14 protein-coding genes are annotated in these 12,616 nt (G+C 63.0%); 2 read left to right on the top strand and 12 right to left on the bottom strand.

Translation table 11 applies throughout. The features are described from left to right. Window positions 1-83: 83 nt before the first annotated feature. The 11 genes from JL2886_RS17430 to JL2886_RS17380 form a co-directional block, all read right to left on the bottom strand. Window positions 84-536 (bottom strand): SRPBCC family protein, encoded by a 453-nt coding sequence (locus tag JL2886_RS17430; RefSeq protein ID WP_065273159.1) that lies wholly within the window; start codon window positions 534-536, stop codon window positions 84-86. A gap of 104 nt (window positions 537-640) precedes the next feature. Further along, complete coding sequence (locus JL2886_RS17425; protein WP_065273158.1) at window positions 641-1,495, bottom strand: XdhC family protein; 855 nt, start codon at window positions 1,493-1,495, stop codon at window positions 641-643. 8 nt (window positions 1,496-1,503) lie between these two features. Next, the gene (locus tag JL2886_RS17420; RefSeq protein WP_065273157.1) at window positions 1,504-2,691 is read right to left on the bottom strand and encodes a vWA domain-containing protein; all 1,188 of its coding nucleotides are present in this window, start codon (window positions 2,689-2,691) and stop codon (window positions 1,504-1,506) included. Further along, window positions 2,688-3,554 carry an AAA family ATPase gene (locus JL2886_RS17415; RefSeq protein WP_065273156.1) on the bottom strand — a complete coding sequence of 289 codons (867 nt, stop codon included), beginning with the start codon at window positions 3,552-3,554 and terminating at the stop codon, window positions 2,688-2,690. Before JL2886_RS17415 ends, JL2886_RS17420 begins: the two co-directional genes overlap by 4 nt. Before the next feature lie 42 nt (window positions 3,555-3,596). Further along, window positions 3,597-6,011, bottom strand: coding sequence for an aerobic carbon-monoxide dehydrogenase large subunit (locus JL2886_RS17410; RefSeq protein ID WP_065273155.1), 2,415 nt, complete (start codon window positions 6,009-6,011; stop codon window positions 3,597-3,599). Continuing rightward, a complete protein-coding gene (locus tag JL2886_RS17405; protein WP_065273154.1) occupies window positions 6,008-6,499 on the bottom strand; it encodes a (2Fe-2S)-binding protein in 492 nt (163 codons plus the stop codon). The genes JL2886_RS17410 and JL2886_RS17405 overlap by 4 nt, the downstream gene beginning before the upstream one ends. 11 nt (window positions 6,500-6,510) lie before the next feature. Next, window positions 6,511-7,365, bottom strand: a complete 855-nt coding sequence (locus JL2886_RS17400) for an FAD binding domain-containing protein (protein ID WP_065273153.1) — start codon at window positions 7,363-7,365, stop codon at window positions 6,511-6,513. A gap of 392 nt (window positions 7,366-7,757) precedes the next feature. Beyond that, window positions 7,758-8,909 (bottom strand): MHYT domain-containing protein, encoded by a 1,152-nt coding sequence (locus JL2886_RS17395; protein WP_065273152.1) that lies wholly within the window; start codon window positions 8,907-8,909, stop codon window positions 7,758-7,760. 109 nt (window positions 8,910-9,018) lie between these two features. Continuing rightward, a complete protein-coding gene (gene tatC / locus JL2886_RS17390; RefSeq protein WP_065273151.1) occupies window positions 9,019-9,942 on the bottom strand; it encodes a twin-arginine translocase subunit TatC in 924 nt (307 codons plus the stop codon). Beyond that, window positions 9,939-10,412 (bottom strand): Sec-independent protein translocase protein TatB, encoded by a 474-nt coding sequence (tatB, locus tag JL2886_RS17385; RefSeq protein ID WP_065273150.1) that lies wholly within the window; start codon window positions 10,410-10,412, stop codon window positions 9,939-9,941. The genes tatC and tatB overlap by 4 nt, the downstream gene beginning before the upstream one ends. A 6-nt stretch (window positions 10,413-10,418) precedes the next feature. Continuing rightward, window positions 10,419-10,634: a twin-arginine translocase TatA/TatE family subunit gene (locus JL2886_RS17380; RefSeq protein ID WP_065273149.1), complete on the bottom strand. Its 216-nt coding sequence runs from the start codon at window positions 10,632-10,634 to the stop codon at window positions 10,419-10,421. 221 nt (window positions 10,635-10,855) lie between these two features. Between JL2886_RS17380 and JL2886_RS17375 the strand changes: the two genes are divergently transcribed. Together JL2886_RS17375 and JL2886_RS17370 are read left to right on the top strand one after the other, a co-directional pair. Then, entirely contained in the window at window positions 10,856-11,176 is a 321-nt protein-coding gene (locus tag JL2886_RS17375; protein ID WP_065273148.1) for a hypothetical protein, read from the top strand. Window positions 11,177-11,209: 33 nt separating this feature from the next. Continuing rightward, window positions 11,210-11,896 (top strand): helix-turn-helix transcriptional regulator, encoded by a 687-nt coding sequence (locus tag JL2886_RS17370; RefSeq protein ID WP_065273147.1) that lies wholly within the window; start codon window positions 11,210-11,212, stop codon window positions 11,894-11,896. On the opposite strand, the gene JL2886_RS17365 is transcribed toward JL2886_RS17370, so the two are convergent. Further along, on the bottom strand, window positions 11,897-12,508 hold the full coding sequence (locus JL2886_RS17365) for a hypothetical protein (RefSeq protein ID WP_133245346.1): 612 nt from the start codon (window positions 12,506-12,508) through the stop codon (window positions 11,897-11,899). Window positions 12,509-12,616 lie beyond the last annotated feature (108 nt).

The raw sequence follows: 12,616 nt of genomic DNA, 5'->3' as shown, positions 1-12,616 counted from the left end.
CGGTTCTGGTGCCCATTTCGGGCTTCTTACCTGCTGCCACGCTGCCTCATGCTCGCCCTGCCTCTTGCGGTGCGGCCGTTGTTTCAGGCCGCCTCGGCTTTTTCCATTTCCTCGGAAAAGCTCTTGAAGAACTTGGCAGCCAGCTTCTTGGCCGTGCTCTGGATCAGGCGACTGCCGAGCTGTGCCAGCTTGCCGCCGATATCGGCCTTGGCGGTATAGGTCAGCAGGGTGCCGCCATCCTGTTCGGTCAGCACCACCTCGGCACCGCCCTTGGCAAAGCCCGCCGCGCCGCCATTGCCCTGACCTGTCAGTGAGAACCGCTCGGGCGGGGCATCGGGGGAGAGTGTCACTTGCCCTGAGAACTTCGCCTTCACCGGGCCGATCTTCAGCACCACCTTGGCCTCCAACTCGGTGTCCGAATGTTTGATCAGCTCTTCGCAGCCGGGGATCGCCTTTTGCAGCACCTCAGGGTCATTGAGGGCCGCGTAGACCTCGTCTCGGGGGGCGTTGATGAAGATTTCGTCGCTCAGTTCCATGCTCGTTTTCCTTCTAGCAACAGGGGAATTTGACTGAGGCCAGAACTTTGGCCTGCGCGTCACTCAATTCGGGGAAAAGACGCCGCCACAGGCGCAGAACGAGGTCAGCCATCTGCCCCCTCCCCGCGCTGAAGCGCCCGGCGGCGCTGTACCAGTTCGGCAAGGATCGACAGCGCGATCTCATCCGGGGTGATGGCGTGGATATCAACGCCTGCGGGCGCCTTTACGCTGGCAAGAGCCTCAGGCGACACACCCTTGTCCTGAAGACGATGCGACAGGGTGGCGAACTTGCGGCGGCTACCAACAAAGCCGATATAGCGCGCCTTCTGCATGAGCGCGCGGCGGAGCGCCGCCTCGTCCCCGCGCCCCTGGGTTGCGACCACCACAAAGGGCGCGCTGTCCCAGATCGGGTGTTCGTCGAAATGTTCCACCACCCGGTCGGGCATGGGCAGGTCAACCTCCTGCGGACCGGGCAGGCACAGGGTGCGGTCGAACTCAAACCGCGCCGACAGCTCCACCAGCGCCTGCGCCACCGGGCCGGAGCCGCAGACCACCAGCGCCGGAAGCGGCAGCACGGGTTCCACGAAAATATCCAAGACGCCCTTACTGGGGCAGCCGTTGCGGGCGTATCTGATGCCGTCGCGTTCCTCGCCCGCGCTGACACCCGCCTCAGCCAAGAGTTCCTCGGGGCCGATCGACAGAAGCTGCGGCGCGCCCGTCTCGATCGCCTCGCGCGCGGCGCGGCCCACAGCACCGCGCACACAGCCCCCGCCCAAGAAACCGACGACGATCTCGCCCTGCGCATCGATCAGCGCCTTGGCGCCCGGCTTGGCCGAGGTTGCCGCCACGGTGCGCACCACGGTCGCCATGGCAAAGGGTTCGCCGGCGCTGCGCCGAGCCTCGGTTTCGCGGGCCAGATCCTGTTCCAGGCGTGGTCCCAGTGATGAATGTCCTGCCATGATGAAACTCATATCGCCCCCAGTTTTTGATCGAGGCTGGCCAGTGCCTCCAGCGTGTTGGCCGCCTCGAACAGATCCAAATACGGCAGCGCCGCCGCCATGCCGCGCGCAATCGGCTCGTAGCCCTTCCAGCCCTTCAGCGGATTAAGCCAGACGATCCGGCAACCACGCCGCTTCAGCGCCTCCAGCCCCGCCGCGATGTGTTCGGGCGGGTCGCTGTCGTAGCCATCCGACAGGATGATCACCACTGATCGTCCATTCGCGAACCGGCGCGCATAGGTCGCCGCGAAATGTTCCAGCGCGCCGCCGATGCAGCTGCCGCCGCCGATGCCCTCGGCCATCAGCGTCACCCGGTTGAGCGCGCGCATCGGGTCCTCTTCGCGCAAAGCCTCGGCAATGCGCACAAGGCGGGTGTGAAAGAGATAGGCGTCTGAATTTGCATCGGCCCGCATCAGCCCCGCCAGAAAGGCCAGAAAGGGCCGCGCATAGACCAGCATCGATCCCGACACATCACACAGGGCAACGATCTTCACGGGGCGGTCGGGACGGGTGCGCCGGGCCAGCCGCAGGGGCACGCCACCGGTGGCCACCGCCTTGCGTATGGTGCGGCGGAAATCCACAGCCCAGCCCCGCCGCGCTGCCTTACGCCTGCGGGAGCGCCTGTCACGCAGGGCCTGCCCCAGCCGCAGGGCGACCGCTTCGGCCTTGCGGATGTCTTCAGGATCCACAAGGTCGCGCAGGTCCTTCTTCATCAGGTTCTTCACATCCGAAGCGACCAGCCGCCCGGTGCCGTCGCTTTCCACCTCGCCGCCGCCACTGCCGCCGGGGGCGTGGATCTTGCCTGTACCCTCTGCCTCGGTCTCGCCTGCATCCTTGCGCGAGGAGCGCATGTCATCACTCTTGTTGGTCTTGTCGCTGGGCACGGTCTTTTGCCGTACCCGGCCTGCATCCATCCAGAAACTGTCAAAGAGCGCATCGAAGCGGTCCACATCCTCGGCGCGGCCTGCACAAACCGCGCGCAGGGCGGCGCGCGCCTCTGACGGATCGCTCGCCTTTACCGCGCCAAGGGCGGCCAGCGCGGTGCCGGTTTCGGCCACGCCCAGCGCAAAGCCATGGGCACGCAGATGCGCCATGAAGCCCGCAACGCGCGCGCCGGGACCGGGATCACGGCCCGCAAATTTGGTCACCCGGCTCATGCGGCGCGCCCCGCCAGCCGCTGGGCGACCTCGGCCGGAACCGCGCCGCGGTCGGCCTCGGTCTTCAGGAGCGTTGCCATGGCCGCCATCAGGGCGGCGGGATCTTCGGTGAGGTCCGCAACGCCAAGCCCAGCAAGGGCGGCTGCGAAATCCAGCATCTCGGCCACGCCGGGTTTCTTCACCAGATCTTCCTTGCGCAGATCCTGCACAAAGCCAACGATCTGCCCGGAGAGCTGAGCACTCAGCCCCGGACAGCGCGCGTCCAGAATAGCAAGCTCCGTCTTGCGATCGGGGTAATCCACATGGGCGTAAAGGCAGCGCCGACGCAGCGCGTCCGACAGATCGCGGGTGCCGTTTGCCGTCAGAACCACCAGCGGGCGGCTTTTCGCCGTGATGGTGCCAAGCTCCGGCACGGTGATCTGGAAATCGGCGAGAACCTCCAGAAGGTAAGCCTCGAATTCCTCATCGGCGCGGTCGATTTCGTCAATCAGCAGCACCGGCGGCGTGTCTTGCCGGATCGCCTGCAACAACGGGCGCTCCAACAGGTAGTCTTCAGAGAAAATCTGTGCCTCGGCCTCTTTGCCTGTCTTGCCGGAGGCCTGGATCGCCAGAAGCTGGCGCTGGTAATTCCACTCATAGATCGCCTGAGCCGCGTCCAGCCCTTCATAGCACTGTAGCCGGATCAGGCGCGTGTCGCGGGCGGCGGCCAGGGCGCGGGCGACCTCGGTCTTGCCGACACCAGCAGCCCCTTCCAGGAGCAGCGGACGGCCCAGTGTCACCGCAAGATGCAGCGCCATCGCCAGATCATCCGAGGCGACATAGCCTTGTTCTGCCAGGTCTTTCTGAAGGTCGAGATATGTCATGATGTGATAGGAGGGCCGCCGAAACGGCCCCCCGTTCTCCCTTTATCCGTGCAGGCCCAGATCGCTCGCGATCTTCCAGATCCGCCAGTGATCGTGGGGCATGTGGCTTTGGCGAAGACCAAAGGCACGGAAGGCGTCATGCACCGCGTTGGAGAAGGCCGGAACACCGCCCACGTTGGGGCTTTCGCCCACCCCCTTGGCGCCGATCGGGTGATGCGGGCTGGGGGTTTCGGTGTGATCGGTGGTGTAATGCGGCGTCTCAACGGCAGTCGGGATGAAGAAATCCATCAAGGTGCCGGTCTTGCAGTTGCCCATATCGTCATAGGCGATCTCTTGCCCCATGGCGATGGCGAGGGCCTCTGTCAAACCACCGTGCACCTGCCCTTCGATGACCATCGGGTTGATCCGGGTGCCGCAATCGTCCAGTGCGTAGAACTGGCGGATTTCATGCTCACCGGTGTCAACGTCCACCTCCATGACGCAGATATAAGCGCCAAAGGGATAGGTCATGTTGGGCGGATCATAATAGCTGACCGCCTCAAGCCCCGGCTCAACGCCCGGGATGGCCTGATTGTAGGCCGCATAGGCGATGTCCTTCATGGTCTTGAAGCGCTCGGGTGCACCCTTGACCACGAACCGGTCCACGTCCCATTCCAGATCGTTGTCATGCACCTCGAGAAGGTAGGCCGCGATCATCTGAGCCTTGGCGCGGATCTTGCGCCCTGCCATGGCGGTCGCCGCACCGGCAACCGGAGTTGAGCGCGAACCATAGGTGCCCAGACCATAGGGCGCCGTATCGGTGTCGCCTTCCTCGATGGTGATACTGTCAGCCGAAAGACCGATTTCAGACGCAAGGATCTGCGCGAAGGTGGTCGCATGCCCCTGCCCCTGGCTGATGGTGCCAAGGCGTGCGATGGCCGAGCCCGTTGGGTGAATGCGGATTTCGCAGCTATCAAACATCCCCATGCCAAGGATATCGCAATTCTTCACCGGGCCCGCGCCGACGATCTCGGTGAAATGCGTCAGACCAATGCCCAGAAGCTTGCGCGTCTTTCCGGCCTTGAAGTCCTCCACCCGCTGCGCCTGCTCGGCGCGCAGATCGTCATAGCCGACAGCGGCCAGCGCCTTGTCCCAGGCAGTGTGATAATCGCCGGAGTCATATTCCCAGCCCAGCGCAGACTGATAGGGGAACTGATCGGCCTTGATGAAGTTGATCCGGCGCAGTTCGGCTGCGTCCATGTTCAATTCCATCGCAAGCACTTCGATCATGCGTTCGATGAAATAGGCGGCCTCCGTTACCCGGAAAGAGCAGCGATAGGCCACGCCGCCCGGTGCCTTGTTGGTATAGACACCGTCAACGCCCACATAGGCGACCGGGATGTCATAAGATCCGGTGCAGATGTGGAAGAAGCCGGCCGGGAATTTGGTCGGGTCGGCGCAGGCATCGAAGGCACCGTGGTCGGCGGTCACATGGCAGTGCAGCCCGGTGATCTTGCCCTCCTTGGTGGCGCTGATCTTGCCCTTCATCCAGTAGTCGCGGGCAAAGGCGGTGGCCATCAGGTTTTCCATCCGGTCCTCGATCCACTTCACCGGCTGGCCGGTGACGATGGTCGCCACGATAGAGCAGACATAGCCCGGATAGACGCCGACCTTGTTGCCGAAGCCACCGCCAATATCGGGCGAGATCACGCGGATGTTGTGTTCCTCGATACCCGACAGGATCGAGGCCACGGTGCGCACCACATGCGGCGCCTGGAACGTACCCCAGAGCGTCAGCTTGCCGTTGATCTTGTCCATGCTGGCAACCGAGCCGCAGGGCTCCAGCGGGCACGGGTGGGTGCGGTGGTAATAGACCATCTCCTCGGCCACGACTTCGGCCTCGTCCAGAACCTGTTCGGTGGCCTCCTTGTCGCCCTCTTCCCAGAGGAAGATATGGTTGTGATGGCGGCGGGGGCCATGGGCGCCCTCTTTTTCATCCTTGATGTCTTCGCGCAGGACGACATCGGATTGCAGCGCCTCGAAGGGATCCACCAGAACCGGAAGTTCTTCGTATTCCACCTCGACCAGCTCTACCGCATCGGCGGCGATATAGTGGTCCTTGGCCACCACAAAGGCGACCTCCTGCCCCTGGAACAGCACCTTGCCATCGGCCAGCACCATCTGTTTGTCGCCCGCAAGGGTGGGCATCCAGTGCAGGGCCAGCGGTTCAAGGTCCTTGGCGGTCAGCACCGCGACAACACCATCCAGCGCCATGGCGGCATCGATATTGATCGATTTCACCCGCGCGTGCGCATAGGGCGAGCGCACGAAATCCCCGTGCAGCATGCCCGGCAGATTGACGTCATCGACGTAGTTGCCCTTACCTTGGGTGAACCGGGCATCCTCGACCCGCTTGCGCGAGCAGCCCATGCCCTTGAGATTGTCGATCCGTTCCTGACGGTCCTCCAAATCCTTCATTGTGCGGCCTCCTTGGATGCGTTGATCTCGGCCGCAGCGGCGAGGATCGACTTGACGATGTTCTGATAGCCGGTGCAGCGGCAAAGGTTGCCGGCGATACCGAAACGAACCTCTTCCTCGGTCGGGTTGGGGTTCTCCTGAAGCAGGCGATAGGCCCGCGTGATCATACCGGGGGTGCAGAACCCGCACTGAAGCCCGTGATGTTCGCGGAACATTTCCTGCAGGATGTGCATGCCGTCGGGCGCGGCGATACCTTCGATGGTGGTGATTTCGGCGCCATCTGCCTGGGCGGCGAACATGGTGCAGGATTTCACCGACTTGCCGTCGATATCCACGGTGCAGGCACCGCAATGCGAGGTTTCACAGCCCACATGCGGGCCAGTGAGGTTCAGCGTCTCGCGCAGGGTGTGCACCAGCAACTCGCGCGGTTCGGCGGCGACTTCGTGCTTTTCGCCGTTCACCGTCAGGGTGATGATTTGTTTTCCCATGATGTCCTCCCTCAGGCCCGCGACCAGGCGCGTTCGATGGCCCGGCGCAGGATGACGCCAGCCACGTGTTTCTTGAACTCGACCGGTCCGCGGTTGTCCTCGGTCGGGTCGATGTCGCCCAGCATGGCCGTGACTGCATCTGCCATGGCATCAGCGCCGCAATCGGTGCCCACCAGGGCCGCCGCCGCATCCGCCGAAAAAACCGGCGTGTCGCTGAGGTTGGTCATTGCAATCGAAGCGGAGGCGACCTTGCCGTCCACCTTGTCCAGGATCACAGCCGCCGCTGCCGTGGCGTAGTCGCCGATCTTTCGCTTTTGCTTTTCATAGGCCTGCCCGCCCTTTGGCACGGCAAAGGAGATCTCGGTCAGGATCTCGTCATCCTCGCGGTCGGTCATATAGGCCGCCTCATAGAAGTCACGCGCCTGTACCTCGCGGGTGCCATCCGGCCCCTGCAGGGTGAAGGTGGCATCTAGGCACTGCATCAGCCCCGGCATGTCGTTGCCGGGATCGCCATTGGCCACATTGCCGCCGATGGTACCCACATAGCGCACTTGGGGATCGGCGATCAGCAGGGCCGCCTCCCGCATGATCGGGGCTGCTCTAACCAGATCATCATTGGTGATCAGCTCGTGCTGGGTGGTCATTGCTCCGATTGTTACGGTTCCACCATCCACCGCGATGCCTTTCAGCTCGGCGATGGATTGCAGGTCGATCAGATGCGGCACATCCGCCATGCGCAGTTTCATCATCGGGATCAGGCTGTGCCCGCCTGCCATGACACGGGCATCGTCGCCGTGTTCCTGCAATACCGCCAGGGCCGCGTCGATACTGCCGGGCCGGTGGTATTCAAACTCTGAAGGTATCATCCGTTTCCTCCCTGAATTCCGGATTGCGGATAGTAAAGGCGCCGCTGCCGCCCCGGGGCGAGGCTGCGGGAACGACCGCCGAGGTTGCGTTCACGAAATGCGAATGGGCTGCACGAGTTGCGAAAGCTCCGTCAGACAGGGAGTTTCGCCGCCAGGCACAACCAGAACATGCAGCACGAGTCGCGGCGGCAAATCGCAGATGTCCGGCACAATGAGCAGAGCCCCGTCACGGCCCATTCGGGAGTGTCAGATAGGGAGGTGTTGGGCTGCGCTGTGACGCCCAATGGTTCCGGGCCCAAAAGTCGGCCACTTAAAAGCCGTCAGACCCGTCCGGGGATTGGAGGGGGCTGGAGGATGCAGGCAGAACCGCAGGCGCCCTGCCCTGCCCTCCGCTACATGCCCAGCTTTGCCCGCACCTCGCTCAGGCGGGAGCGGCTGACAGGCACCTTGGGCAGCGCAGGGGTTTCATCGAAGTAACACACGCCATTGTCCTTCTTGCGCTCGAAACTGGTGACATGCGCCAGATTCACCAGATAGCTGCGGTGGGTGCGGATGAAACTGCCGGTGGCGGTGCGGGTCTCGGCCTCTGAGATTGACCAGGGACAGAATAGCTTCGCCTCGCCGCTGTAGAGCACGGTGTAGTGACCTTCGGCGCGGATGGCCGACACGCTGTCCGGGCTGATGAAATGGGTGCGCGCATCGGATTCATAAGGTATACGCGCCTCCTGCGAGATCTCGGCGACCTCCGCTTCTGGCCCGGTCGCCGCCGGATCGATTTCTTCAGCCACAGGCGGCTGCACGTCAGCCTGCCCGGTCTGTGCCGTTCCCTCCCCGCTCAGCCGGGTGGCAAAGGTGGCGCCGCTGAGCAGGAAACTGCCCGAGAGCACAAAGGCCGACAGGGTGACCCCAAAGGCCAGCACGCCCCGGCTCATCGGCGGTACAAAGGTGGTGTATTCGGCAGACTGGGTGAAACCCGTGCCCGCCATGGCGATGAAATGCACGGCAAAAACGGCGATGCCAAAGCCAAAGGTGCCCAGAACGATATTGCGGGCGCTGCGGTGGCCATAGGAGACCTGAAACGACGCCATACTGAGCGCGATGGAGGCGGCAAAAGCCATGGCGATCTGCGCCGGGGTATAGCTTGGCACGCACAGTTCCATCCCCGACATGCCGATGTAATGCATCGCCGCGATGCCGCTGCCCATGATGACCCCGGCCAGCATGATCTTGCCTCGTGTCCGGGTGCCGAAATGCACGATCAGCAGCGCCAGCCCCATGAACAGGATCGCCGTCAGGGCCGAAATCAGTGTCACCAGCGGATCGAAGTAATAGGCCACCGGAAGCTCCAGCCCCAGCATGGCCACGAAATGCATCGACCAGATGCCGCTGCCCAGGATCACCGACGCCGCCGAGACCACGATTTTGCGCACCGGCGCCGACATCTGCGAGGCGCCCTGCGTCAGCGACAGGCCGGAAAACCCCGCGATCAGGGCAATGGCCAAAGATGCCAGAACAAACAGGCTGTTATGACTGTAGTCGAGCAAAAGGGCCTCCCTTCCCCATGCAGCACTGCGTCAGCATATCCGCAAAATTTCACCCGCGCATAGAAAAAGACGCGCCCCGGAGAGCGCGCCTTCATGTTCTGTCAGTTGATCACTTGTCGTCGTCTTCGTCGAACTCGGCCATCAGAGGATCCTCTTCATCCTCGTCATCGTAATAGCCTTCTTCGCGCAGCTGCTCTTCGCGTTTCTTCTCGACCCGGCTCACCAGGAAGATCGAAATCTCGTAAAGCCCGTAGACAACCGTGAACAGGATCAGCTGGGTGATCACATCCGGCGGCGTCACCAGCGCGGCCAGCACCAGAATGGCCACAACCGCGTATTTGCGCACCGATCCCAGACCTTCGGCGCTGACCAGTCCGGCCTTGCCCATCAGGGTCAGCAGCACCGGCAGCTGGAAACACAGGCCAAAGGCCATGATGAACTTCAGCGTGATGTCCAGCGACTCGTTCACCTTACCAAAGAAGGTGATGCGCACGCCATCAGCCGTTTCCGGCACCACCGCAGCATCCGTCGGCAGCTCGTCAACCGCACCTGAGAGCAAGTTGGCAAAGATCGACGACACATCCGCAAAGCCAAGGAAAAAGGCCATCGCCAGCGGGGTGACGACGAAATGCGCAAAAGATGCGCCCAGAAGGAACATCACCGGCGCCGCGATCAGGAACGGCAAAAAAGCGTTCTTCTCGGTCTTGTAAAGGCCGGGTGCCACGAACCGCCACAATTGGAAACCGATCACCGGGAACGACAGCGCAAAGCCGAAAACCATCGAGATCCGGAACAGCGTGAACAGGTATTCCTGTGGGCTGGTATATTGCAGCGTCGGCGACGGGTCGCCCAGCTCGCGCAGGGTGGCCTCGATCGGCCCCAGCAGGAACTGCAGGATCGGCTCAGCCACTGTAAAGGCCAGAACGATCCCGACGATAAAGGCCCCCACCGCCCGGATCAGGCGGGTGCGCAGCTCTGCCAGATGCTCGATCAGCGGCGCCGTGGAGTCCTCGATATCATCCGTTTGACTCATGATTTGGTCTCTTTGTCTTGATCCGGCTCCCCGGCACCTGCCTTGGCCGCCTCTGCTGCCGCTGCGGCCTCTTCGGCCTCACGAGCCTGGCGGTCAGATGCGGCGCGGGCGGTGGCCTCCTGGATCTTCTTGGCATCGGCGGCGCGTTCGGCGGCCAGCTTTCCGGTTTCGCTGTCCGGATCGAATTTGGTCGGGTCAATCGATTTGGCCATATCCTGCGCCGCCTCTTTGACTCCGTCCATCGCCGAGCCGACCGGGTTGGTCGCCGCCTTCAGCCCCTGCGCCATGTCCTTGACGCCCGCCTCATCGGCGGCGTCATTCATCGCGCGGCTGAATTCACGGGCCATGCCCTTGGCCTTGCCCACGAAACGTCCGACATTGCGGAACAGCACGGGCAGATCCTTGGGGCCGACCACGATCAGCGCCACGATCCCGACCACCATGAGTTCGGTCCACCCAAGATCGAACATGGCGGTTTACGCCTTGTCTTTTTCGGTCTCGGGGGTGATGTCCTTGGCCTCGGTAGCAGCGTCCTGCTCCAGTTCCTCGGTGCTGTCTTTCACGCCTTTCTTGAAGGCGGTGATGCCCTTGCCGACTTCGCCCATCAGCGAAGAAATCTTGCCGCGGCCGAACAGGACCAGAACCACGACGGCGATCAGCAGAATGCCGGGAAGGCCGATATTGTTAAGCATGTGAGTGTCTCCTTCTTATCCGGTGCCCATCCGCACCGGTTTTGTCTGTCATCCCCATTTTTACGGACGCGCCGCGCTGCCGGATAGATCTGGCAGGCTGTCGGGGGGCTCAGGCAGGGCAAAAATCACTGAAATCCGCATCCGCTCAAACACAACTGACAGGTTTATGTCAGTTGCTCCCTGCTAGGTCCAGCCTGTCACATCAATAAGGAGACACCGATATGACAGACACTCAGACCACTCCGGTTGCCGAGATCGTTACCTTCACCCTGGCGAACGGAATCACCCCGGCGGCCTTTGTCGAGATCAGCCGGCAAAGCGAAGCCTTCGTGCGGGCGCAGCCGGGGTTCATGTTCCGCCGTCTCAGCTGTGGCGCCGATGGCCGCTGGAGCGATCACGTGGTCTGGCGCGATCACGCGGCGGCCATGGCGGCGGCAGAGGCCTTTCCCAAGCAACCCTTTGCCGCGGCGCTGATGGAGGCGATTGAGCCCGGCAGCATCGACATGCGCCACGAAGACATCCTGTGGCAGATGGCGGCTTGACCTAACGGTGCGGCGCGGGCCAAGGCTAGGGTCATGCGCCGCACCGACCGCCTTTTTGAAATCATCCAGATCCTGCGCGACGGGAAGTTGCACCGCGCGCAGGACATCGCCGCACGGCTGGAGGTTTCCACCCGCACCATATACCGCGACATGGACACGCTAGTCGCCTCAGGCGTGCCGGTCGAAGGGGAGCGCGGCGTCGGCTATATGGTGCGCGAAGCGATCACCCTGCCGCCCCTCACACTAACCCCGGAAGAGCTGGAGGCGCTGAACCTCGGCATGGCCATCGTCGCCGAGGCCGCCGATCCGGACCTCAAATCCGCCGCGCAGTCCCTGGCGGCCAAGGTGGACGCGGTGCTGCCTGCCGAGACCATCGCCGAGGCGGATGCCTGGAAATTCGCCGTCTACCCCTTTGCCGATGCGGCGCGGGGCTTTGCCCAGATGCCCACCCTGCGGGCTGCGATCAAGGCGCGCCAGAAGCTGCAGATCACCTATCGCCGCATCGATGGCGAAATGACCCGGCGCAAAATCCGCCCGCTGCACATGGAATACTGGGGCCGTGTCTGGACCCTCACCGCCTGGTGCGAAGCGCGCGAGGATTTCCGTGTCTTCCGCGTCGATCTGATCGAAGAGGCCACCGCCCTGCCCGAGTTGTTCGTCGATGAGCCGGGCAAGCGGCTGTCGGATTACGATCCCTACCGCGACAAGGAGGAGAGCTGATTACTCACCTTTGTCCTGTTTTCTGCCGCGGCGGCGGACAAGCACATAGATGCCGCTGCCCAGCGCCCCGCCGATGGCCGCAGCCAGCGCAACATGCAACATCATCGCGCCAAGGGTCAGCGGAAACAGGGCAAGCGTCATGATCACCGCCTCGGCAAAGCCGCCCGGCCCCTGATAGGAGGCAAGGCTGAACAGCGAATAGCAGACCCAGACGACCGACAGCAGGCCAGCGCCCGAAAGCGCAGCCCATAGCCTGCCCGCATCCTTTGGCTCGGCAACCGAAACAGCGGGCACCAGCACCGCGAGGACATACTCTCGCCACTTGCTTTGGCGCCCGCGGATTGCCGCCTTGCAGGCCGAAATCTCCACAAGGGCGAGCACGATCAGCGGCACGGCGTGAAACAACGCGACGGGTATGAACAGGGACACGCCCCGCGACCAGGACACCATGGACACCCCGGCGTTCTGCAGCGTGATCCAGACCAGCCCCCCTGTTGCATAGATCGCCCCAAGGCCTCCCAGCCAAGTGAGATGGGCAATCAGACGCACCCCACGCAAATTTCTGACAGCCCCTGGCGGGATCTCTGGTTCGGTCTCTGGCTCTTCCGGCATGTTCTGTGCCTCCCGTGCCCGAGTATAAGACAACGGCAGAAACATCGGTTCAAGACGTCACTCCTTGGGGCGGCTCGGCCCGCCGGTGCACGCGCTTCACGGGAAAGT

The sequence above is a fragment of the Phaeobacter gallaeciensis genome (genome assembly GCF_001678945.1).
Taxonomy (GTDB): Bacteria; Pseudomonadota; Alphaproteobacteria; order Rhodobacterales; family Rhodobacteraceae; genus Phycobacter; species Phycobacter gallaeciensis_A.
Note: the sequence above shows the minus strand (reverse complement) of the source record. Positions and strands in the feature narration are given on the sequence as shown.

Coding starts and splice junctions, on each gene's coding strand:
- JL2886_RS17405 (WP_065273154.1), bottom strand. CDS start 6,499: ATGGGAAAACAAATCATCACCCTGACGGTGAACGGCGAAAAGCACGAA.
- JL2886_RS17425 (WP_065273158.1), bottom strand. CDS start 1,495: ATGGCAGGACATTCATCACTGGGACCACGCCTGGAACAGGATCTGGCC.
- tatB (WP_065273150.1), bottom strand. CDS start 10,412: ATGTTCGATCTTGGGTGGACCGAACTCATGGTGGTCGGGATCGTGGCG.
- JL2886_RS17430 (WP_065273159.1), bottom strand. CDS start 536: ATGGAACTGAGCGACGAAATCTTCATCAACGCCCCCCGAGACGAGGTC.
- JL2886_RS17365 (WP_133245346.1), bottom strand. CDS start 12,508: ATGCCGGAAGAGCCAGAGACCGAACCAGAGATCCCGCCAGGGGCTGTC.
- JL2886_RS17400 (WP_065273153.1), bottom strand. CDS start 7,365: ATGATACCTTCAGAGTTTGAATACCACCGGCCCGGCAGTATCGACGCG.
- JL2886_RS17415 (WP_065273156.1), bottom strand. CDS start 3,554: ATGACATATCTCGACCTTCAGAAAGACCTGGCAGAACAAGGCTATGTC.
- JL2886_RS17410 (WP_065273155.1), bottom strand. CDS start 6,011: ATGAAGGATTTGGAGGACCGTCAGGAACGGATCGACAATCTCAAGGGC.
- JL2886_RS17420 (WP_065273157.1), bottom strand. CDS start 2,691: ATGAGCCGGGTGACCAAATTTGCGGGCCGTGATCCCGGTCCCGGCGCG.
- JL2886_RS17380 (WP_065273149.1), bottom strand. CDS start 10,634: ATGCTTAACAATATCGGCCTTCCCGGCATTCTGCTGATCGCCGTCGTG.
- tatC (WP_065273151.1), bottom strand. CDS start 9,942: ATGAGTCAAACGGATGATATCGAGGACTCCACGGCGCCGCTGATCGAG.
- JL2886_RS17370 (WP_065273147.1), top strand. CDS start 11,210: ATGCGCCGCACCGACCGCCTTTTTGAAATCATCCAGATCCTGCGCGAC.
- JL2886_RS17375 (WP_065273148.1), top strand. CDS start 10,856: ATGACAGACACTCAGACCACTCCGGTTGCCGAGATCGTTACCTTCACC.